18 protein-coding genes are annotated in these 19,468 nt (G+C 68.3%); 6 read left to right on the plus strand and 12 right to left on the minus strand.

Features of this window, described 5'->3' with window-relative positions; genetic code table 11:
- Positions 1-55: 55 nt before the first annotated feature.
- Positions 56-1,513, minus strand: a complete 1,458-nt coding sequence (locus BCR55_RS25015) for a carbohydrate porin (protein WP_065496380.1) — start codon at positions 1,511-1,513, stop codon at positions 56-58.
- Positions 1,514-1,809: 296 nt separating this feature from the next.
- Between BCR55_RS25015 and BCR55_RS25020 the strand changes: the two genes are divergently transcribed.
- From BCR55_RS25020 to BCR55_RS25040, 5 genes are all read left to right on the plus strand, one after another.
- A complete protein-coding gene (locus tag BCR55_RS25020; RefSeq protein WP_006403229.1) occupies positions 1,810-2,493 on the plus strand; it encodes a hypothetical protein in 684 nt (227 codons plus the stop codon).
- A gap of 115 nt (positions 2,494-2,608) precedes the next feature.
- The gene (locus BCR55_RS25025; protein WP_006403230.1) at positions 2,609-3,439 is read left to right on the plus strand and encodes an arylamine N-acetyltransferase; all 831 of its coding nucleotides are present in this window, start codon (positions 2,609-2,611) and stop codon (positions 3,437-3,439) included.
- 125 nt (positions 3,440-3,564) lie between these two features.
- Positions 3,565-3,738 (plus strand): ribbon-helix-helix domain-containing protein, encoded by a 174-nt coding sequence (locus BCR55_RS25030; protein ID WP_006403231.1) that lies wholly within the window; start codon positions 3,565-3,567, stop codon positions 3,736-3,738.
- Position 3,739: 1 nt separating this feature from the next.
- Positions 3,740-4,099: a glyoxalase/bleomycin resistance/extradiol dioxygenase family protein gene (locus BCR55_RS25035; protein WP_006403232.1), complete on the plus strand. Its 360-nt coding sequence runs from the start codon at positions 3,740-3,742 to the stop codon at positions 4,097-4,099.
- Between the two features lie 10 nt (positions 4,100-4,109).
- Positions 4,110-4,970: a class I SAM-dependent methyltransferase gene (locus BCR55_RS25040; RefSeq protein WP_006403233.1), complete on the plus strand. Its 861-nt coding sequence runs from the start codon at positions 4,110-4,112 to the stop codon at positions 4,968-4,970.
- Positions 4,971-4,973: 3 nt separating this feature from the next.
- On the opposite strand, the gene BCR55_RS25045 is transcribed toward BCR55_RS25040, so the two are convergent.
- From BCR55_RS25045 to BCR55_RS25065, 5 genes are all read right to left on the minus strand, one after another.
- Positions 4,974-9,815 carry an NAD-glutamate dehydrogenase gene (locus tag BCR55_RS25045; RefSeq protein WP_065496382.1) on the minus strand — a complete coding sequence of 1,614 codons (4,842 nt, stop codon included), beginning with the start codon at positions 9,813-9,815 and terminating at the stop codon, positions 4,974-4,976.
- A 201-nt stretch (positions 9,816-10,016) separates the two neighbouring features.
- Entirely contained in the window at positions 10,017-10,238 is a 222-nt protein-coding gene (locus tag BCR55_RS25050; RefSeq protein WP_035955116.1) for a hypothetical protein, read from the minus strand.
- Between the two features lie 198 nt (positions 10,239-10,436).
- Positions 10,437-10,625 (minus strand): 4-oxalocrotonate tautomerase, encoded by a 189-nt coding sequence (locus BCR55_RS25055; RefSeq protein WP_006411948.1) that lies wholly within the window; start codon positions 10,623-10,625, stop codon positions 10,437-10,439.
- Positions 10,626-10,685: 60 nt separating this feature from the next.
- Positions 10,686-11,462, minus strand: coding sequence for a class II aldolase/adducin family protein (locus BCR55_RS25060; RefSeq protein ID WP_065496384.1), 777 nt, complete (start codon positions 11,460-11,462; stop codon positions 10,686-10,688).
- Complete coding sequence (locus BCR55_RS25065; RefSeq protein WP_065496385.1) at positions 11,437-12,333, minus strand: urea transporter; 897 nt, start codon at positions 12,331-12,333, stop codon at positions 11,437-11,439. The genes BCR55_RS25060 and BCR55_RS25065 overlap by 26 nt, the downstream gene beginning before the upstream one ends.
- 121 nt (positions 12,334-12,454) lie before the next feature.
- On the opposite strand from BCR55_RS25065, the gene BCR55_RS25070 reads away from it, so the two are divergent.
- Positions 12,455-13,012, plus strand: coding sequence for a putative glycolipid-binding domain-containing protein (locus BCR55_RS25070; RefSeq protein ID WP_065496386.1), 558 nt, complete (start codon positions 12,455-12,457; stop codon positions 13,010-13,012).
- Here the strand turns inward: BCR55_RS25070 and BCR55_RS25075 are convergent.
- The 6 genes from BCR55_RS25075 to BCR55_RS25100 all read right to left on the minus strand — a co-directional run bounded on the left by BCR55_RS25075 (position 12,973) and on the right by BCR55_RS25100 (position 19,406).
- Complete coding sequence (locus BCR55_RS25075; protein ID WP_065496759.1) at positions 12,973-13,884, minus strand: alpha/beta fold hydrolase; 912 nt, start codon at positions 13,882-13,884, stop codon at positions 12,973-12,975. The two genes, BCR55_RS25070 and BCR55_RS25075, sit on opposite strands and share 40 nt — an antisense overlap.
- A 4-nt stretch (positions 13,885-13,888) precedes the next feature.
- Positions 13,889-14,794 carry a metal-dependent hydrolase gene (locus tag BCR55_RS25080; protein WP_006403241.1) on the minus strand — a complete coding sequence of 302 codons (906 nt, stop codon included), beginning with the start codon at positions 14,792-14,794 and terminating at the stop codon, positions 13,889-13,891.
- Positions 14,791-15,729, minus strand: a complete 939-nt coding sequence (locus BCR55_RS25085; RefSeq protein WP_006403242.1) for an SDR family oxidoreductase — start codon at positions 15,727-15,729, stop codon at positions 14,791-14,793. The genes BCR55_RS25080 and BCR55_RS25085 overlap by 4 nt, the downstream gene beginning before the upstream one ends.
- A gap of 20 nt (positions 15,730-15,749) precedes the next feature.
- The gene (locus BCR55_RS25090; protein WP_006403243.1) at positions 15,750-17,327 is read right to left on the minus strand and encodes an NAD(P)/FAD-dependent oxidoreductase; all 1,578 of its coding nucleotides are present in this window, start codon (positions 17,325-17,327) and stop codon (positions 15,750-15,752) included.
- A 247-nt stretch (positions 17,328-17,574) separates the two neighbouring features.
- Positions 17,575-18,246: a lysoplasmalogenase gene (locus BCR55_RS25095; RefSeq protein ID WP_065496761.1), complete on the minus strand. Its 672-nt coding sequence runs from the start codon at positions 18,244-18,246 to the stop codon at positions 17,575-17,577.
- Positions 18,247-18,425: 179 nt separating this feature from the next.
- The gene (locus tag BCR55_RS25100) at positions 18,426-19,406 is read right to left on the minus strand and encodes a sulfonate ABC transporter substrate-binding protein (RefSeq protein ID WP_035487582.1); all 981 of its coding nucleotides are present in this window, start codon (positions 19,404-19,406) and stop codon (positions 18,426-18,428) included.
- Positions 19,407-19,468 lie beyond the last annotated feature (62 nt).

Below are 19,468 nucleotides of genomic sequence, written 5' to 3' on the forward strand. Positions count from 1 at the left end.
CGGTTCGCGGTCGGCCGCGCGCAGGCCGCACGCCGCGCGTGCGCGCGGGCCGCCGTCAGAACGTGATGGTCGTGCGCACGCCGAGCACGAACGTGTTGTGCAGCGGCGCGCGCGGATCGTCCGGATTCTGGCCTGCGCCCGCATTGAACGTGTATTGCGCATCGGCCTGAATCTGCCACCACGGCGCGACCTGGTAGTTGTAGGTCGCTTCGAGCGCGGTTTCGCTGCCGCGCACGCCGTACGGCGCACCGCCGAATGCGCGCGCATCCTCGTCGAGCGCGCGTGCATGGCGGCCGACTTTCACGTAGGTGAGCGCGAGGCCGGCGGAATCGTTGTCGCGGCCGGCGAACGGCGCTTTCAGCACGACGCCGAGGTTCGCGGCGGCGCTGACGACGTTACGGTCGCCGGGCGCCGCCATCACGCGTGCGAACACGCCCACGCTGCGCGGACTGTCGGGGCCGGCGCGCCATACCATCTGATCGGCGACCGCATAGACGCTGTAGTCGCCGCGATGCGGCCGGCCGATGCCGGTCGAATCGGCGCCGGCGAGCGAACGGCCGGCCGTGTCGTCGCGCTGATCCGCGAAGCTGCCGCTGTGATACCAGACGCCGAGCTTGTACGTGCCGGGCAGCGCGCCCGACTTCGCCGCGCCGCCGGCCGCACCGTCCTGATTGATCGCGTACTGCAGTTCGCCGATGAACAGCGCGCCGTTGTGCAGGTTGAAATTGGTGCCGCTGTGATTGTCCGGATTGTTGCCGAGCGGATCGCCGTCGAACACGCCGGCCAGCGCGGTCAGCGACGGCGTCAGCTTTGCGCGCACGCGCACGCCGAGCGCCGACAGCGGGTACGCAGGGCCACCGCTCGGCAAATCGTATGACGGCAGCGCGGGCCAGCCGAACATCGTGTTCATGAACGTCGCCGAGTACGTGCTCGTCAGGAATTCCTGATCGACGGCCTGCTGGCCGATCTTCACGTCGACGCGATCGTCGAGCAGCGACTGCTGATACCAGAGCTCCCACAGGCGCGTGGCGGCGTCGGCTTCGGTGCCGCTCGCGGTGTTCAACGTGCCGAGATGGCTCGGGCTGAACTGTCGGCCGTGGATCTGCAATGCGCTCGCGTTGAAGCTGCCGCCTTTCCAGCCGAATGCCTTCTCGGTGTCGAGCCCGAGCGTCACCGTCGTGACGCCGTGATAGCCGACGCCGCGCTCCAGCCCGCCGTGCAGGTTCGCGAGCAGCTCGCTCGTTTCGGTCGCCGCGAGCGTGACGCCGTACTTGCCGAGCCATGGACGAAGGCCGCCGATGTCGCCGAGCAGCGTGTCGCGCGTCCAGAGGCTGTCTGCCTCGGCGCCCGGCACGGGCGAGGTCGGCGCGGCGGCGGCGGCCGGTGCCTGCTGTGCGGCGGCGGCGCCCGCGAGCAGCTGCGCCGTGCAGGCCAGCGCCGCGATGCACAGGCGACGCGGAACGCGAACGGACAGGGCGGCGGGCGAGGTTCCGGGCAGCGAAACGGGCGGCATGATTTTCCTTGCGGGACGGACGGTGGACGAACCGCGCGCGGTGCGGACACAGCAGCGCGAAGCGGGGCGAATCGTAAGAAACGGCGGGGGCGGCGTCAATCGCGGCGACGCGCAAGCATGCGCATTGATGCGGAAAAGGAACGAATCGCGACGCAAGGCTTGATTTCGCGCGGTCGATTCCGATCAATGCACGCGCGCGTGCCGTCCGATTCGTTTCGATGTGTTTCAGTCGTTGCGATCGCGTGCGACGCGCTTCGACAATATCGGGCTCCACCATTCGGGCACGAGGACAACGTATGAAACACATCCGCGCGGCGCGCAGACATCTCGCCTTCGCCGGCATCGCCTTCGGCATGCTGCTGAGCGGCGCCGCCCATGCGCAGCTCGATCTGCAGTCGATCGGTTCGTCGCTGCTCGGCGGCGGGCAGCAGGCGGCGCCCGCGCAGGGCGGCGTCGCGCAGCTGCTGCAGGCTTACGTCGGCGCGAACCGGCAGGTGCTCGCCGGCCAGTCGTCGCTCGCGTCGGCGATGGGGCTCAGCGGTGCGGCGGGCCAGGCGCAGCAGGCGGCGGCCGTGCTCGGCAACGGCGATGCGCTGACGCCGGCCGCGCTGTCGCAGATGGGCGGCGCGCAGCAGTCGGTGTCGCAGGCGCTCGATCAGGCATTCGCGAGCGGCGGCGCGACACAGGGCGCGGTCGACAAGCAGGCGTTCAGCAACGGCCTCGCCTCGCTCGGGCAAGGGCTCACGCAGTACTCGCAGCTGCAGCCCGCGCTCGGCGGCCTCGGCTCGACGAATCCGGCGTCGCTGCTGCAGGCCGGGCTCAATCCGCAGAACCTGCAGGCCGCGTCGTATATCGCGCAGAGCGCGCCCGGTCAGCTGCAGTCGCTCGCGACGACGCTGAGCCAGGCCGTGCAGTTCGCGACGAGCCAGGGCATTTCGGTGCCGTCGGTCGCGTCCTCGGCGCTGAAGCTGCTGCCGTAGCGCGAGGCGCGGCCCGCCGCCCGATCGCGGCGTGCGTCGCCGAACGGTCGTTTCGCGCACCACGGGGATTTCGCACGATGCTATCGTGGCGCATTCCCCTCCTTGGTGCAGTCCCATGACCGATTCGTTCGACCTCGCGCGCTACTTTGCGCGTATCGGCTACGACGGCCCCGCCGAGCCGACGCTCGACGTGCTGCGTACGCTGCATCTGCGGCATCCGCGTGCGATTCCGTTCGAGAACCTCGATCCGCTGACCGGCACGCGCGTCGCGCTCGACCTGCCGGCCGTCGTCGACAAGCTCGTCGAGCGCGGTCGCGGCGGCTACTGCTTCGAACTCAACAAGCTGTTCTACACGGCGCTCACGACGATCGGCTTTCGCGTGACGCCGCTGATCGCGCGCGTGCGCTGGATGCGGCCGCCCGAGGTCGCGACGGCGAAGACGCATATGCTGCTGCGCGTCGATCTTGACGGCACGGTGTGGTTCGCGGACGTCGGGTTCGGCACCGCGACGCTGACCGCGCCGATGCGGTTCGCGCCCGGCGAGCGGCAAACGACGCCGCACGGCGCGTTCCGGATCGACGCGCACGGCGACGACGAATTCGACATGCAGTGCGAGACGCGCGACGGCTGGCAGACGATGTACCGCTTCGCGCTGAAGCCGGCCGAGTGGGTCGATTACGATGCCGCGAACTGGTTCACGTCGACCTATCCCGAGTCGCTGTTCGTGAACGACCTGATCGCCTGCCGCGTGCTGCCCGAGGGGCAGGCGACGCTGTTCAACACGGTGCTGAGCGTACGCGACGCGACGGGCGCAGCGCAGACCGTCACGTTCGACGATCGGGCCGCGTGGGCCGCGTGCCTGCGCGACACGATCGGCATCGATACCACCGGCTTCGATCTTGACGCGCTGTTCGTGCGCGCGGCGGCCCGCGTGCGTGACGCATGAACGACGGCGCCGTCCTGCACGCGGCGCGAGGCGACGGTGCGCGCCGCGTTTCGCGCGAGCTGCATGCCACGCGGACACCCGCCACGGGCATTTGACTTTTCCTAGTTTGCTAGCATACTAGCACCATGACCGACGAAGAAGTGAAGCAGTTCAACGTGTATCTGCCGCTGAGTCTGATCCGGCAGGTCAAGCATCGCGCAATCGAAACGGAACAGTCGCTGTCGGCGCTGGTAGCCGACGCATTGCGCGCGTATCTCGCCGCGCCGCCGCCGGCGGACGCGTCCACCACGGAGGAATGACATGTCGTCCGAGCGAATCGAAGCCGTTTTCCTGACCACGCACAACTGGGGCAAATCGGCGAAGTTCTTCCAGGCGCTGGGCTTTACGCTGGAATTCGAAACCGATCACCAGTCGGGCCAGCTTCGCAACGGCGACGGCCCGTATCTGTTCATCGCCGAAGTGCCGCCCGGCGAAAAGACGGACATGCAGGTCGTGCTGAAGGTGCCCGACGAGGCGGCCGTGCGGCCGCAGCCGATCGTCGACGTCGTCACGCCGTTCGAGGACACGCACTGGGGCACGCGCGAGATGACGGTGCGCGATCCGGACGGTCGCGTATGGCGACTGCAGGCGCCGGGGCGGCCCGGCCAGTCGAACGCGTGAGGGCGCGGCGATGAACGACACCGTCGACCAGGGCCCCGACAGCACCGCCGCGCGCGTCGCGCTCTGGCGCGCGCTGCATGTCGAATGCGATGCGCCGCCGCACGTGCTCGCCGACGAAGTGGGGCTGCAGCTGCTCGCGCCGGGGCCGGACTGGCAGCAGCGCGGCGACATGGATCCGCAATTCACGCGGCCGTTTCGCGCATCGATCGTCGCGCGTGCGCGTTTCATCGAGGATCTCGTCGTCGAGCAGGCCGCGCATGGCGCGAGTCAGTACGTGATTCTCGGCGCGGGGCTCGACAGCTTCGTGCAGCGCCGCCCCGACATGGCGGCGCGCGTGACCGTCTATGAAGTCGACCGGCCGGGCCCGCAGGCATGGAAGCGCCGCCGGCTGAACGAACTCGGCTTCGGCGTGCCGGATTGGCTGCGCTTCGTGCCCGTCGATTTCGAGGCAGGCCGCTCGTGGCGCGACGCGCTCGTCGATGCGGGCTTCGATCCGGGCAAGCCGGCCGTCGTCGTGTCGACCGGCGTCAGCATGTATCTGACGCGCGAAGCAAATGCGGCGACGCTGCGGGAAGTCGCGACGCTCGCGCGCGGCACCACGTTCGCGATGACGTTCCTGATGCCGCTGCAGCACGCCGATCCCGACGTGCGACCCGGTCTCGAGATGGCGGACAAGGGCGCGCGCGCGAGCGGCACGCCGTTCATCAGTTTCTTCATGCCGGCCGACATCCGCGCGCTCGCACTCGAGGCGGGCTTCTCGACGGCCGGGCACGTATCGGCCGCCGATCTGACTCGGCGCTATTTCGCCGGGCGTGCGGACGGCCTGCGGCCGCCGAACAACGCGGAAGAGTTGCTGGTCGCGACCGTATAAACGCTACGCGCGCTCGAGCACGGCCATCTCGCGCACGACGACGAGCAGCACCGCGAGGCTCGCGCCGCCCGATGCGCGCAGTTCCGCGAGCAACTGGCCGTAACGTTCGAGCGCGGCTTCGCGGCGCACGCGCCACGCAGCGACGATCGTTTCCGGCGACGTCGACTCCGGCGATTCCGCCAGCGCGCTCGTCGCGAGCGTGCGCTTGAGCCGCGCGACTTCCGCGAGCGCTGCCGCGCGCGCCATCATGTCCCAGTGCGTCGGCGTCGGCAGCGACGCCGCACGCTCGCCGATCCATCCGTAGTTGAGCAGCGTGCCGAGCGCGAAGTACACGCCCGCGACGAGTTCGAGTTCGCGATTCGAGGTGGCCGCGACGTCCGCGATGTCGAGCAGCGCGGCCGAGATGTCGCCGCTCGCGACACGCGCGGCGAGCGCCGCATCGACGCCGGCGTCGGTCAGCACGCGCCGGCGCGCGGACAGCGCGTCGAGGTCGTCCGCCGGCAGCAGCGCGGGGAGTTGCGGCGCGAGCCGCTCGACCGCGTCGCGACACCGCGCGAGCAGTGCGGCGATGCCGTCGCCGGCCCCCGCACCCGTATGCAGATGCCGCAGGAACCACAGCGCCGCGCGTTCGAGCAGCCGTGCGACGTCGACGAACATCCGCGCCTGCACGTCGTCGGCGACGCGGTTGTCGAGTGCGTCGATGTCGCGCCACACCGCATCGAGATCGAACACGTCGCGCGCGACGATGCAGGCGCGCACGATGTCGCCCGGCTTCGCGTCGGTTTCCTCCATCAGCCGATGGACGAACGTGCAGCCGACGCGGTTCACGAGCGCATTGGTCAGATGCGTCGCGAGAATTTCGCGGCGCAGCGGATGGCGACGCATCGGCTCGCTGAAACGCTGCTGCAGCGGTTGCGGGAAGTAGTCGACGAGCATCGCGGCCACGAGCGGGTCTTCGGGCAAGTCCGATTCGAGTAGCGCGTCGTAGAGCCACATCTTGCTGTACGCGAGCAGCACCGCGCGCTCCGGCGAGGTGAGACCGAGCTTCGCGGCCTGCCGTTCCGCAATCTCGTCGTCGGTCGGCAGGAATTCGATCACGCGGTTCAGGCGCCCCGCGCGTTCGAGCCAGCGCATCAGCCGCGCTTCCGCATCGAGCAGCTCGACGCCGTAGCGGCCGGCGATCGACAGCGCCTGCGTCTGATAGTAGTTGTCGCGCAGCACGAGCAGCGCGACTTCGTCGGTCATCTCGGCGAGCAGCGCGTTGCGTTGCTTCTCCGTCATCTCGCCGTCCGCGACGACGAGGCCGAGCAGGATCTTGATGTTGACTTCGTGATCCGAACAGTCGACGCCGGCCGAGTTGTCGATCGCGTCGGTGTTGATCCGCCCGCCGCGCTGCGCGAACTCGATGCGGCCGAACTGCGTGAAGCCGAGATTGCCGCCTTCGCCGACCACCTTGCAGCGCAGGTCCGCGCCGTTGACGCGCACCGCGTCGTTCGCGCGGTCGCCGACCTGCTGATGCGTTTCGTGCGTCGCCTTCACGTAGGTGCCGATGCCGCCGTTGTACAGCAGGTCGACCGGCGCCTGGAGGATCGCGCGGATCAGCTCGGTCGGCGGCAGCGCGTGCGCGTCGATGCCGAGTGCGGCCTGCACGGCCGGCGACAGCGGGATCGTCTTCGCGGTGCGCGGATAGACGCCACCGCCCGCGGAGATCGCGGCCGGATCGTAATCGGCCCAGCTCGAGCGTTCGAGCGCGAACAGCCGCTTGCGCTCGGCGAAGCTCGTCGCCGGGTCGGGCGTCGGATCGAGGAACACGTGCCGGTGATCGAACGCGGCGATCAGCCGGATATGCGGCGACAGCAGCATCCCGTTGCCGAACACGTCGCCGGACATGTCGCCGATGCCGACCACCGTGAAATCGGTGGTCTGCGTGTCGACGCCCATCTCGCGGAAGTGCCGCTTCACCGATTCCCACGCGCCGCGCGCGGTGATCGCCATCTTCTTGTGGTCGTAGCCGACCGAGCCGCCCGACGCGAACGCGTCGTCGAGCCAGAACCCGTACTCGTGCGAGATCGCGTTCGCGTAGTCGGAGAAGGTGGCCGTGCCCTTGTCGGCCGCGACGACGAGATACGGATCGTCGGGGTCGTGGCGCACGACGTCGCGCGGCGGCACGATCGCGTTGCCGACGCGGTTGTCGGTCAGATCGAGCAGCCCGCGCAGAAACGTCTGGTAGCACGCGACGCCTTCGCGCATCCACGCTTCGCGATCGCTCGGCGGCGGCGGGTTCTTCACGACGAAGCCGCCTTTCGAGCCGACCGGCACGATCACGACGTTCTTCACCATTTGCGCCTTCATGAGCCCGAGCACCTCGGTGCGGAAATCCTCGCGCCGGTCGGACCAGCGCAGCCCGCCGCGCGCGACGCGGCCGCCGCGCAGGTGCACGCCTTCGACGCGCGGCGAATACACCCAGATCTCGAACATCGGCTTCGGTTCGGGCAGCCCCGGCACGCGCGCCGGCGCGAACTTGAACGACAGGTACGGCTTCGGCTCGCCGTTCGCGTCGTGCACGAAGTAGTTCGTGCGCTCGGTCGCGTTGATCACGCCGAGGAACTGGCGCAGGATGCGGTCCTCGTCGAGGTTCGGCACCTGATCGAGCGCGGTCTCGATCGCTTTCAGCAGCCGTTCGGCCTGCACGTCGCGCGTGTCGCCGATGCGCGGATCGAAGCGCAGCACGAACAGCTCGACGAGCTGCCGCGCGATGGCCGGATTGCCGGTCAGCGCGCGTTCGATATAGGCGTCGCTGAACGTCGAGCCGACCTGTCGCAGGTACTTCGCGTACGCGCGCAGGATCGTGACCTCGCGCGCGCTCAGATGCGCGCGCAGCACGAGCCGGTTGAAATCGTCGTTCTCGATCCGGCCGCTCCAGATCCGGTCGAACGCATCCTCGAACAGGCCTTTCACGCGTTCGATGTCGAACTCCGTATCGTCGGCGAGCTCGAGCCCGAAGTCGTGCACCCATGCCGGCGCCGCATCCTGCGTCTGGATGCGGTAAGGACGCTCCTCGTCGACGCGCACGCCGAGATGCTCGAGCATCGGCAGGCTGCGCGACAGCGCGATCGGCTCGCCCGCGCGATAGACCTTGAAGCGGAACGCGCGCGGCCCGGCCTCGATCGGCCGGTACAGGTTCATCGCGAGCTGGCCCGATGTTTTCACGCGCTCGATCAGCTCGATGTCGCGCACCGCGGTGCGCGCCGGATAGTCGTCGCGGTAGCCGGCCGGGAACGAGTCGGCGTAGCGCTGCAGCAGACGGTTGCCTTGCTCCTCGCCGAACGCGTCGAGCAGCGCGTCCGCGAGATCGTCCTGCCAGCGCCGCGTGACCTGCACGAGCCGCGTTTCGAGCTCGCGCGTGTCGACGTCGGGCATCGTGCCGGGCTCCGCATGCACGACGAAGTGAATGCGTGCGATGGCCGATTCCGACAGCAGCGGCGTGAACTCGACGTTCACGCCGTTGTACGCATCGACGAGCAGCTTCGCGATGCGCCGCCGCAGGTCGGTGTTGTATTTGTCGCGCGGCACGAACACGAGACACGACACGAACCGGTCGAAGCGGTCGCGCCGCACGAACAACCGCGTGCGCTGGTGCTCCTGCAGCCGCAGGATGCCGAGCGCAATGTCGTAGAGCTGATCCTCGTCGGCCTGGAACAGCTCGTCGCGCGGATAGGTTTCGAGCACCGTCACGAGCGACTTGCCGAGATGCCCCTTCGGCAGAAAGCCCGCGCGCCGCACGATGTTCGCGCACTTGCGGCGCACGATCGGAATCTCCGCGCTCGACACCATGTAAGCGGTCGACGTGTAGAGCCCGAGGAAGCGGCGCTCGCCGCTCACCTTGCCGTCGGCGCCCACGAGCTTCACGCCGACGTAGTCGAGATAGCCGGGCCGATGCACGGTGGCGCGCGAATTCGCCTTCGTCAGAAAGATCGGCGATGCGCCGGAGATGATGGCCGCGGCGGCCGGCGGCAGCGGCGTCACGTCGGGCGCGCCCGGCGAGCGCAGCGATTCCCGCAGGATGCCGAAGCCCGAGCCTTCGATGCCGCGCAGCGCGAAGCCGGGGCCCTCGGACACGAGCGCGTAGTCGCGCTGCCCGAGGAACGTGAAGTGATCGGCGAGCATCCATTCGAGGAACGCGCGCGCTTCGATGTCCTCGGCCGTCGCTTCGCGCGTCTTCATGTCCTTGATCGTCGCGCGCGCGATTTCGACGATTTTCGGCCAGTCCTCGACCGATGCGCGTACGTCGCCGAGCACGCGCCCGATGTCGTCGCGCAATGTGTCGAGCAACGCGGCGTCGCCGCAGCGATCGACTTCGAAGTGGATGAACGAGGCGAGTTGCGAACGGCCGTCGTCGGGCGTTGCGCCGCCGGCGTCGACGCGCTCGATCGTGCCGTTGCCGCCGCGCCAGATGCGGAATACCGGGTGCAGCGCGGAATGCAGCGCGAGGCCGAGGCGGTTGACGGCCATCGTCACCGAGTCGACGAGGAACGGCATGTCGTCGTTGACGATCTCGATCACCGTGTGATCGGAATGCCAGCCGTGCTGTTCGAGGATCGGGTTGTAGACGCGCAGCCGCTCGCTGCCCGGGACGAATTTCTGCGCGGTCTGCCAGTGCGCCATCGCGGCGCCGTAGAGATCGGCGATGCTGCGGTTTTGCAGATCGTCCGCGTCGACGAAATCGTAGTAGTGACGCAGGAATGGCTCGACGATGCGGAACGTCGTTTCCGGCAGCCGCGCGCGCGCGAATTCGACGACGTCGGAGAGCAGGTGGGCGACGACTTCCTCGTTCTTCGCTTCCATGGCGATCTCCTCGTCGGGTGGAGCCATCGGTTGCTGCTGCGTCTGCCCGGCATTATGCGCCGATTGCGTGACAACGCGATGTGCGGGTGCACAACGGGTGCGGCGTGCGCTGTGTGCGGTGGGCGTGGCGGTCGCGGCGGCGGGGCAGGGCCGGGTTCTTGCGAGTCTCGGCTTCGCCCACCATCACTCGGCCAGCGACCGTCAAGTCAGTTCGGGCGGCTTGAGGTCGGGATGCCGCGCGTAGAGCGGATTCATGAAGTCGGTCAGCATCGTGCTCATTACTTGCGAGACGAATTCGCGATAGGCGACGAACTCCGATTCCGGACATGATGCCTGAACCGTCAGCAGGGATCGATCCAGGTCGGCTCCCATTTGCAGGATCATGTCGTTCAGAGCGCTTGCGACTTGCTTGTCGGAGATCATTTACGCGTCCTGTTTAGCATCCCGCCAACGCATTGCAGCGGTTGACGCCGTGCCGGAATCCGAATCGGCGGCTACCGGTAGAGGCAGCCGGCCGGCTTCAGCCAATTCGGCTTGCCGATGACATTGCCGAGAAGGAAAACGGGTATCGGCCTAGCGTGTGCCCAAGACACCGAACACACGCTGATTTCGGAACGCTGCTCAGCGCGGCTCGCTCCACAGCTTGCCGCCGGTCGCCCAGTTTTCCTTCTTCACATCGGTCAGGATGATATCGACGGAGCCAGGTTCGCAGCCGAGCGTTTCGCACGTCACGCGCGTGATCGCTTCGACGAACTGGCGCTTCTGCTCGACGGTGCGGCCCTCGAACAACTGGATATTGAAAGTCGGCATGGAAAAACCTCCGGTTGGGTTTGAAAAAATCGATTCCGCGGGATGCCGCCGCCGCCGCGCTCAATCGCGATACGACCGATCGATCCGGTCGAGCCGCCGCAGCAACGCCGGCCATTCCAGTTCGCCTTCGATCGCGCCGCCGTCGCGCAATTGCTCGGCGGTGCGGTCCGCGACGGCCGGCTCCGGCAGCACGAGCGGCCCGCCGCCTGCCTGTGCGCGCAGCTGGATGTCGCAGGCCTTGATCAGCGTATCCATCAGGACATACGCCTCGGCGACCGTGCGGCCGACCGTCAGTGTGCCGTGGTTGCGCAGCAGCATCGCGGATTTCGCGCCGAGACTCGCGGTCAGCCGCGCGCCCTCGGCCGGAGAGAACGCAAGTGCTTCGTAGTCGTGGTAGGCGAGATCGCCGTGGAACCGCAGTGCATGCTGCGACGCGGGCAGCAGCCCGTCGCGCTGGATCGACACCGCAATGCCGGCGGTATTGTGCAGATGCATCACGCAGACCGCGTCGGGGCGTGCCGCATGCACGGCCGCATGCAGGGCGAAGCCCGTCACGTTGACCGCGTGCTCGCCGTCGCCGATCCGGTTGCCGGCGAGGTCGATCTTCACGAGATTCGATGCGCAGACTTCGTCGAACGCCAGACCGAACGGGTTGATCAGGAAATGACCGGGCTCGCCCGGCACGGTCGCGGACAGATGCGTGTAGATCAGGTCGTCCCAGTCGTTCAGCGCGACGAGCCGGTACGCGGCTGCGAGGTCCACGCGCAGGCGGCGTTCGGCGTCCGAGATCGGGCCGCCGGGCTTCACGGCATCAGGACGGTGTGCGAATGACGACATCGGCTTCTCCGAGGGTAAAGCGCCGCGCGACGGCGACCGTGATCCACGACGCGAGCGCGAACGGCGCGGTGAGCGCGGCGAGGCCGGCGCGCATCGCGAGCCACTGGATCAGCGCGGCCAGCGTGGCGGCCGCGAGCGCCGCGCGCAAGCCGCGCCGCAATAGCGCGAGGGCGGCGAGCGCGCCGTTGAAGCCGAGCAGGCCGTTCGTCAGCGATGCCGCGTCGGCGCCAAGCGCGGTCAGCAGCACGGTCGACACGACCGCGCCCGCCAGTGCGAATGCAGCCGCGCGGCGCGACTCGGCCGCGATGCCCGCGACGATCAGCGCGCCGGCCCACGCGCCCTGCGCGAACGTGGTCTGCGCGACGCCGGCGAGCAGCGCGGGGCCGATGGCCGACCAGGTCGGCGCCGCGCCGCCGATCGCGCCATCCGCATGCTGCGTCGCAATAAAAAACGGCAGCCAGAGCGCGGACACCGCGAGGCACGGGCTCGAATACGGACACTGCCGCCATTTCGCGAGCGGCCCGCGCATCGCGCGATGCACGAGTGCCGCGCCGATGGCGGGCAACGGCGACAGCGCGACGCCGAGCAGCGGATCGGGCGCGAACACGGCGGCGACCAGCGCGGCGAGCGCGCCGTTGAAACCGTGCAACCCTTGTTCGAGATCGTCGCGACGCGCGCCCGTCAGCACCGCCGTCAGATTGGCGGCGGCCGCGCCGAGCAGCGCCGCGCACGCGAGCCGCGGGTCGGTCAGCGCCAGCGCCGCGAGCAGCAGCGCGCCCGTGAGCGCGTTCGCCTGCAACACGATCTGGCCGATGCTGCGCAGCAGGATGCGCAGATCGATCGACGGCGTGGCAGAGTGTGCGGTGAACATGATGGCGGCGGAGCAGGACGAGCCGCGAGCATAGGACACAATCCCGTGCACCGGAATAGGGAATTCTGGATAGTCGGAATTTGTGCGCGATGCCCCACCGTGGGGCGTGCGAGGAGGCGGAATGACGAAAGCGGTGCGCTGGGCGTCGCTCGAAGGCGACGGCATCGAACATCTGACGTTCGAGCGGAGCGACGACGGTATCGTCGTCGAAAGCGCGGTGGTCGGCCAGCGGTACGGCCGGGCCTACGGGCTCGCGTATCGGCTGGTCTGCGATCCGCGATGGCGCGTGACCTGCGCGGTGCTCAAGGTGATGGGCGGCGGTACGCTCGAGCTGCACGGCGACGGCGCCGGCCACTGGCGCGACGGAGCGGGCGAGGCGCTGCCCGCGCTGGACGGCTGCATCGACATCGATATCGCGGCGACGCCGTTTACGAATGCGTTGCCGATCGGCCGCCTCGCGCTCGCGCGCGGCGAGCGGCAGCCGATCGATGTCGTCTACGTGTCGGTGCCCGACCTGACCGCGACGCGCGTCGAGCAGGCGTACACCTGCATCGAGCCGGGCCGGCGTTACCGCTATGAAGGCATCTTCCGCAACTTCAAGGCCGAGATGGACGTCGACGACGACGGCCTCGTGATCGACTACGAGACGCTGTTCAGGCGTCTGCCGACGCCCGGCTGAGCGGCGGCCGCGGGCGACGGCGCGGTCTTGCCTTCGTGTGCGGACACGAAGCGGTCGATCCGCGACGCGATCAGGTCGGGATCGCGCAGCACGATCCAGTGGGCCCCGTCGATTTCCTCGCGCACATGCTCGCCAAGCCAGCGATCGAGATCGACCGTCATCTCGGGCGTCACGTAGCGGTCGCGCACCGGCACGAGAATCTGCACCGGCGCCTGCGCATACCGCTCGCGCGGCTTGCTAGCGCGCGCGATGAAGTTCGCGCGGTACAACTGCAACCCGTTCAGCGCATTCTTCAATTGCGACGGATCGCGTTCGACGCGCACGCGTTCGGTCAGCTGCAGCCAACGCGGCCACAGCGCGGCGCCGCCGAGTCGCCAGACCAGCGACGGCACGATCGGCAGATGAAAGAACGCGATGTACCACGATTTCAGGCTCTGCTTGAGCCGCATCCTCGCGCGGAACACGTGATCGAGGCACGGGCCCGAGATCGACGTATACGACGCGATCCGCCCGCGAAACGCAGGGTCGGTCACAGCCTCCCAGCACTGGATCGACCCCCAGTCGTGGCCGACCAGATGAAACGGACGGTCGCCGCAGGTCGCATCGGCAACCGCCTTCAGGTCGTCCGCGAGCCGCGCGAGCGCGTAGTCGGCGCGGTGTCGCGGCGCATCGGACGCCCCCGCGCCGCGCACGTCGTACGCGATCACGCGATAGCGCCCGGCAAGCCGTGCGCGAATCGGCGCCCACACGGCGGCCGAATCGGGATAGCCGTGCACGAGAATCAGCGGCGGCGCGCGACGCGGGCCGCTGACGTAGACGGCGAGTTTCACGTCGCCGGAGCGGACGGTCAGCATGTCGCGATCGCGCGCCATCGCATCATGCCTGCGCGACGGGATGCAGCGGCACGCGACGCGGCGCGGCCTGCGCCGCATAGCGCGCGTTGGTCGCGTCGATGTTCGCGAGCAGCGTGTCGAGTCCCTGCAGATACTGGTGGTTGTCGTGATCCCACGGATGGAAGCCCGGCCGGAAATAGTCGAGCCACTCGCGCGCGATGCTCGGAAACACGCCGTGCTTCGGCCCGTACAGATACTTGACGAGACGCCACATGCCGCCGAACCTGCCGTGACGGCGACGATGCGCGAGCATCAGCCGCACATGGAAGTCGAACACGATGGTCCAGAAAATCACGGTCGTGATCAGCATCGTGCCGGTGCGCAGCAGATAGCGGCCGATGCCGGGCTTCATCACCGCGTTCCACACGTCGTACGAGACGGCCTTGTGCTCGGTCTCTTCCATCGCGTGCCACATCCACATCTGCTGATAGCCTTCGACGGAGCCGTCGATCCGATGCTCGTGGCCGGACAGCAGCTGGTTCGCGAGAATGGCCGTGTAGTGCTCGAGCGCGATCGTGATCGCGAGCTGCATCGAATGCGGCAGCACCTTCTTGAACCAGCCGAGGATCGTCCACAGGCGCTTGTCGAGCTTGTGCGCCGGCAGACCGGATGCCTGCAGCAGATCGTTGTACTCGATGTGCTCGCGCGTATGCATCGCTTCCTGTCCGATGAAGCCCAGCACTTGCTTCTTCAGCTCCGGATCGTCGATGCGGTCGCGATAGTTGCGCACCGAATCCATGAAGAAGCGCTCGCCGGCCGGAAACAGCAGCGACAGCGCGTTCATGAAATGCGTGACGGGCACGCCCTGCACGTGCCAGTCGCGCGCGCGCTCGGGCGGCAGCGCGAAGCGGACGTCGCGCCGCACCGGCATCATTTGCGGAGTGCTCATGACTGTTTTCCTCCTTGATTGCCTGCGTTGTTGTAGGTGGCGTGGAGCGGGGCGCTTGCCGGCGTGCCGAAGCGTGCCGCGCGGCGGCGCGCCTTCGCGGCCTCCTGACGCGACTTGAGCACGACGAGCGCCTGATAGGCGGCCGGCAGGATCCGCGCCATCCAGTCGGCGGCCTTCGCGTCGCGGCCGATCAGCACGCGGCGCTTGTTCTTGCGCACGCCGGCGAGGATCGTGCGCGCGGCATCGTCGGCGCTCGTGATGAAGAACTTCTCGAAGTCGTCCTTGCCCTGCTGTTCGCTTTCGATCATGAAGCCGACCATGTTCTTCGCGATCCGACTCGACTGCGCGATGTTGGTGCGGATGCCGCCCGGATGCACGCAAGTCGCCGACACGCCGCACTTCATCATGTCGAGTTCCTGCCGCAGCGATTCGGTGAAGCCGCGCACCGCGAACTTGGTCGCGTTGTACGCGCTCATGCCGGGCTGCGCGAAGATGCCGAAGATGCTCGACGTGTTGATCACGTGGCCCTCGCCGGCGGCCTTCAGATGCGGCAGGAACGCCTTCGTGCCGTGCACGATGCCCCAGAAGTTGATGTTCACGATCCATTCGAGATCGGCGTAGTCCATCCCCTCGATCGTGCTCGACAGCGCGACGCCCGCGTTGTTGAAGATCAGGTTGACCTTGCCGTGCTCGCGCGCCGTATCGTCGGCCCACGCGAACATCGCGTCGCGATCGGCGACGTCGAGCACGCGCGAGCTCACGCGTACGTTCGGCGCGATCGCGCGGACGATCCGTTCGGTTTCGGCGAGGCCGACGCCGTTCTTGTCCGCGAGCGCGACGTGGCAGCCGGCCTGCGCAAGCTGCACCGCGAGCGAGCGGCCCATTCCGGAGCCGGCGCCCGTGATGGCCGCGACCTTGTTGGCGAAATCTTTCATGTCCTTGCTCCTTGTCCGGGTCAGGCTGCTTCGGCCGAAGCGGAAGCGCGAGGGGCGGGCGCCGCGGCCGCGTGCGCGGCATCGTTCGGCGCGCGATACGCGTGGTAATCGGCGATCGAGAAGTGCGCGGTCGCCTGGCGGAAGCGCCAGGTGAAGCCCGGCCACAGCGTCGTGTTCTTGCCGGTGCGCGGATCGAGGTACCAGCTCTTGCAGCCGCCCGTCGACCAGATCGCCTTCTTCAGCTTGCGCTGCAGCTCGCTGTTGAACTGCGCCTCGACGGTCGGGCGCACCTCGATCGCATCGGCGCGCTCGCGGTGCATGGCCTGCAGCGCGCCGAGGATGTATTCGATCTGCGACTCGATCATGAACACCATCGAGTTGTGACCGAGCCCGGTGTTCGGGCCGACGATCATGAAGAAGTTCGGATAGCCGGGCAGCGTCGTGCCGAGATACGCGTGCGCGCCGTCGCGCCATGCATCGACGATGTCGAGGCCGCCGCGGCCGACGATCGCGCCGCGCGGGAACGGATCGGCGACCTGGAAGCCGGTGCCGTAGATCAGGCAGTCCACCTCATGACGCGTGCCGTCGGTCGTCACGACCGCGTCCGCTTCGATGCGCGCGATGCCGGTCGTCACGACGCTGACATTGCTGCGCGACAGCGCCGGGTAATAGTCGTTCGAGATCAGCACGCGCTTGCAGCCGAGCGTGTAGTCGGGCGTGACCGCGCGGCGCAGCGCCGGGTCCGGCACCTGCTTGCGGATATGGCGCAGCGCGAGCTTCTGCACGTTCTTCATCAGCCCAGGATGGATCGCGAAGCCGAGCACGCGCGATTCGAGCATCCAGTAGAGTCCGCTGCGCACGAGCTTCTGCGTGAACGGCAGCGTGCGGAACAGCCATTGTTCGAACCGCGTGAGGCTGCGGTCGGGCTTCGGCATGATCCACGGCGGCGTGCGCTGGAACAGCGCGAGCGACTTCACGCGCGGCGCGATCTGCGGCACGAACTGGATCGCGCTCGCGCCGGTGCCGATCACCGCGACGCGCTTGCCTTCGAGCGGATACGCGTGATCCCACTGCTGCGAGTGGAACGCGCGGCCGCGGAAATCCTCGACGCCCGGAATCGCCGGCAGCGCGGGGCGCGACAGGCCGCCCATGCCGGACACCAGCACGCGCGCCGACAGCCGCTTGCCGTTCGAGAACGTCAGACGCCAGCGCTGCGCGCGCTCGTCGTATTCGGCGCGCTGCAGTTCGTGGTTCATCCGCAGATGCGGGCCGATCCCGAAGCGCTGCACGCAGTCTTCGAGATACGCGCGGATCTCGGGCTGCGGCGCGAACATGCGCGTCCAGCGCGGATTCGGCGCGAACGAGAACGAGTAGACGTGCGATTGCACGTCGCAGGCGCACCCGGGATAGTGGTTGTCGCGCCACGTGCCGCCGACCGAGGCCGCCTTCTCGAGCACGACGAAATCCGTGACGCCCGTCTGCCGCAGGCGAATGGCCATCCCGAGCCCGGCGAAGCCGGTGCCGATGATGGCGATGTCGATGGTTTCGTCCGGGCCGTCATGGCCGGGCGGGCCGAAAGGCAACGTGCGAGCATTCATCCGGGTGTCTCCGATTGGGCTCATTTTTTAATGTTACATTGGTTGATGTAACGATAGTGGGTGAGCCGGGAAATCGCAAGCCACTAGAAGTGCCGCTCTAAGGGCCGGAAGCCGCGCCCGGCAAGGCGCTGCGCGGTTTGGAACGGACGGCTTTCCGCACTGCGGAAAGCGCGCGGACGCCCGGCGTAGGCCGGTAAACGGCCGCGGTTTCGCGGGAGAACGGGCGGGATGGCTGTTTGAAACGGAATCAGGGACGGACCGTTCGGGCGGTCGCCTCATGGAAAACCCCGGTCACGATGACGACTTGCGCGAGCGCATAGAGCGCCCAGATCGCGGGGCCGATGCCGGGAAAACTGCCGAGAAAGCGCTCGACGCCGATCAGCGTATCCGAGCCGACGAAGATCAGGCTGCCGATCGCGACGAGTGGCGCATGCGTATCGGCGGCAAGCGCGAAGCTCGCCATCGCGCCGAGCACGAGCATATAGACGACGACCGGCACCGCGAGCTCGCCGAGATGCGGGAAGAACGCGGCATAGAACGCGGGCGCCGCGATCCAGAGCACGACGAGCGCCGCCACGCGCCCGCCGTGCGGCCGGGCACGCCAGCGCAAGAAGATCGCGCAGTAGCACAGATGGGTCAGCAGGAACGCGCCGAGGCCGCCCATGAACGTGAACGGCGAGTCGGGCAGCGCGAGCAGCACGTCGCCGAGCACGGCGGCCGCGAGCGCCGCGACGAGCCACGCGCGGTCGCGCGGTGCGCGCAGCGTGCTGCCGGCGGCCAGCAGCAGGATGCCCATCGCGGCTTTTGCGGCGAACTGTCCGCGATACGGCGCAGCGGCGAGCGACACGCCGTACAGCAGCGCGGCGGCGACGGCCAGCGGGCATAGTCGGCGATAGGTGGCGGGAAGCGTGGCGAGCAAGCGCGGTCTCCGGATCGTCGTTGTCGACGCGTGGCGGCAGCCGGTAGCGCCGACGCGTGGATCGACGGCCATTATCCGCAACAACGGCCGGGCCGAAACCGGCGAATCGTTCTAGTGCGCCGGTTTCCGCCGCCGGGCGCTCGCGAGCGCGTCGTGCCGCCCGTCGGCACGCGTCAGGTCTACTTCGCGGCGAGCGCGGCCGCGACGCGGCGGTCGATCCACGCATTGTCGGCGACGTTCAGCTTCTGCGGAATCAGCTTCGCCGCGAGAAACGCATCGGCGACACGCTGCTGAACCGCGACGATCTTCTCGTCGACCGGCACCGCGCCGAACGGCACGCGCTTGATCCAGGTTTCGACGAGCGGCGCCGGCATGCCGACAGTCGGCGCGATCAGCGCGGCCGTCTCGGCCGGATGACTGTTCACCCATGCACCGGTCTCACGCGCCTGCGCGAGAATCGCGGCAACCACGTCGGGATGCTGCTGCGCGAAATCGCGCGTCGCTTCGTAGAAGTTGTTGGTCGGCGTGAGGCCCGTGTAGTCGGACAGCGTGCGGATCTTCAGCGCGTTTTGCGCGGCCGCGTAATACGGGTCCCAGACGGCCCACGCGTCGACGTGCCCGCTTTCGAAGGCGGCACGCGCATCGGCGGGCGGCAGGTAGACCGGGCGGATCTCGTCGTAGCGCACGCCGGCCTTGTTCAGCGCTTCGAGCAGCAGGTAGTTCGCGCTCGAGCCTTTCTGCAGCGCGACGCGCTTGCCGCGCAGCTCGGCCACCGAGCGGATCGGCGAATCGGCCTTCACGAACACGGCCTCGTTGTGCGGCGCCGGCGGTTCCGCGCCGACGTACACGAAGCGCACGCCGGCCGCCTGTGCGAACACGGGCGGCGGCGCGCCCGTATAGCCGAAGTCGATGCCGTTCGCGTTCAGCGCTTCGAGCAGCTGCGGGCCGGCCGGAAACTCGAACCATTGCACGTCGTAGCCGAGCGGCTTCAGCCGGGCTTCGAGCGAATGCTGCGCGTGGATGATCGCGAGCAGCCCGGCCTTCTGATAGCCGATGCGTACGACCTGGCCGGCGCTCGCCGGCGCGCAGACGGACGCGGCCGACAGTGCGACGAGTGCGGTGGCGACGGTGCGGGCGATCCAGCGGGGGAAACGAATCATCGAACGAACTCCATGCGTGACGTCTTCGGAGAGCGGCATGCCGCTCGGGTGGAAGAATCGTC

The sequence above is a fragment of the Burkholderia sp. CCA53 genome (assembly GCF_001685525.1).
GTDB classification, from domain to species: Bacteria; Pseudomonadota; Gammaproteobacteria; order Burkholderiales; family Burkholderiaceae; genus Burkholderia; species Burkholderia multivorans.

Excerpts from the sequence above, each read along its gene's own strand:
- BCR55_RS25035 (WP_006403232.1), top strand. The coding sequence starts at position 3,740 with ATGTCGTCCGAGCGAATCGAAGCCGTTTTCCTGACCACGCACAACTGG.
- BCR55_RS25040 (WP_006403233.1), top strand. The coding sequence starts at position 4,110 with ATGAACGACACCGTCGACCAGGGCCCCGACAGCACCGCCGCGCGCGTC.
- BCR55_RS25045 (WP_065496382.1), bottom strand. The coding sequence starts at position 9,815 with ATGGAAGCGAAGAACGAGGAAGTCGTCGCCCACCTGCTCTCCGACGTC.
- BCR55_RS25030 (WP_006403231.1), top strand. The coding sequence starts at position 3,565 with ATGACCGACGAAGAAGTGAAGCAGTTCAACGTGTATCTGCCGCTGAGT.
- BCR55_RS25060 (WP_065496384.1), bottom strand. The coding sequence starts at position 11,462 with ATGTCGTCATTCGCACACCGTCCTGATGCCGTGAAGCCCGGCGGCCCG.
- BCR55_RS25050 (WP_035955116.1), bottom strand. The coding sequence starts at position 10,238 with ATGATCTCCGACAAGCAAGTCGCAAGCGCTCTGAACGACATGATCCTG.
- BCR55_RS25015 (WP_065496380.1), bottom strand. The coding sequence starts at position 1,513 with ATGCCGCCCGTTTCGCTGCCCGGAACCTCGCCCGCCGCCCTGTCCGTT.
- BCR55_RS25075 (WP_065496759.1), bottom strand. The coding sequence starts at position 13,884 with ATGGCGCGCGATCGCGACATGCTGACCGTCCGCTCCGGCGACGTGAAA.
- BCR55_RS25100 (WP_035487582.1), bottom strand. The coding sequence starts at position 19,406 with ATGATTCGTTTCCCCCGCTGGATCGCCCGCACCGTCGCCACCGCACTC.
- BCR55_RS25065 (WP_065496385.1), bottom strand. The coding sequence starts at position 12,333 with ATGTTCACCGCACACTCTGCCACGCCGTCGATCGATCTGCGCATCCTG.
- BCR55_RS25080 (WP_006403241.1), bottom strand. The coding sequence starts at position 14,794 with ATGAGCACTCCGCAAATGATGCCGGTGCGGCGCGACGTCCGCTTCGCG.
- BCR55_RS25090 (WP_006403243.1), bottom strand. The coding sequence starts at position 17,327 with ATGAATGCTCGCACGTTGCCTTTCGGCCCGCCCGGCCATGACGGCCCG.
- BCR55_RS25055 (WP_006411948.1), bottom strand. The coding sequence starts at position 10,625 with ATGCCGACTTTCAATATCCAGTTGTTCGAGGGCCGCACCGTCGAGCAG.
- BCR55_RS25020 (WP_006403229.1), top strand. The coding sequence starts at position 1,810 with ATGAAACACATCCGCGCGGCGCGCAGACATCTCGCCTTCGCCGGCATC.
- BCR55_RS25085 (WP_006403242.1), bottom strand. The coding sequence starts at position 15,729 with ATGAAAGATTTCGCCAACAAGGTCGCGGCCATCACGGGCGCCGGCTCC.
- BCR55_RS25025 (WP_006403230.1), top strand. The coding sequence starts at position 2,609 with ATGACCGATTCGTTCGACCTCGCGCGCTACTTTGCGCGTATCGGCTAC.
- BCR55_RS25070 (WP_065496386.1), top strand. The coding sequence starts at position 12,455 with ATGACGAAAGCGGTGCGCTGGGCGTCGCTCGAAGGCGACGGCATCGAA.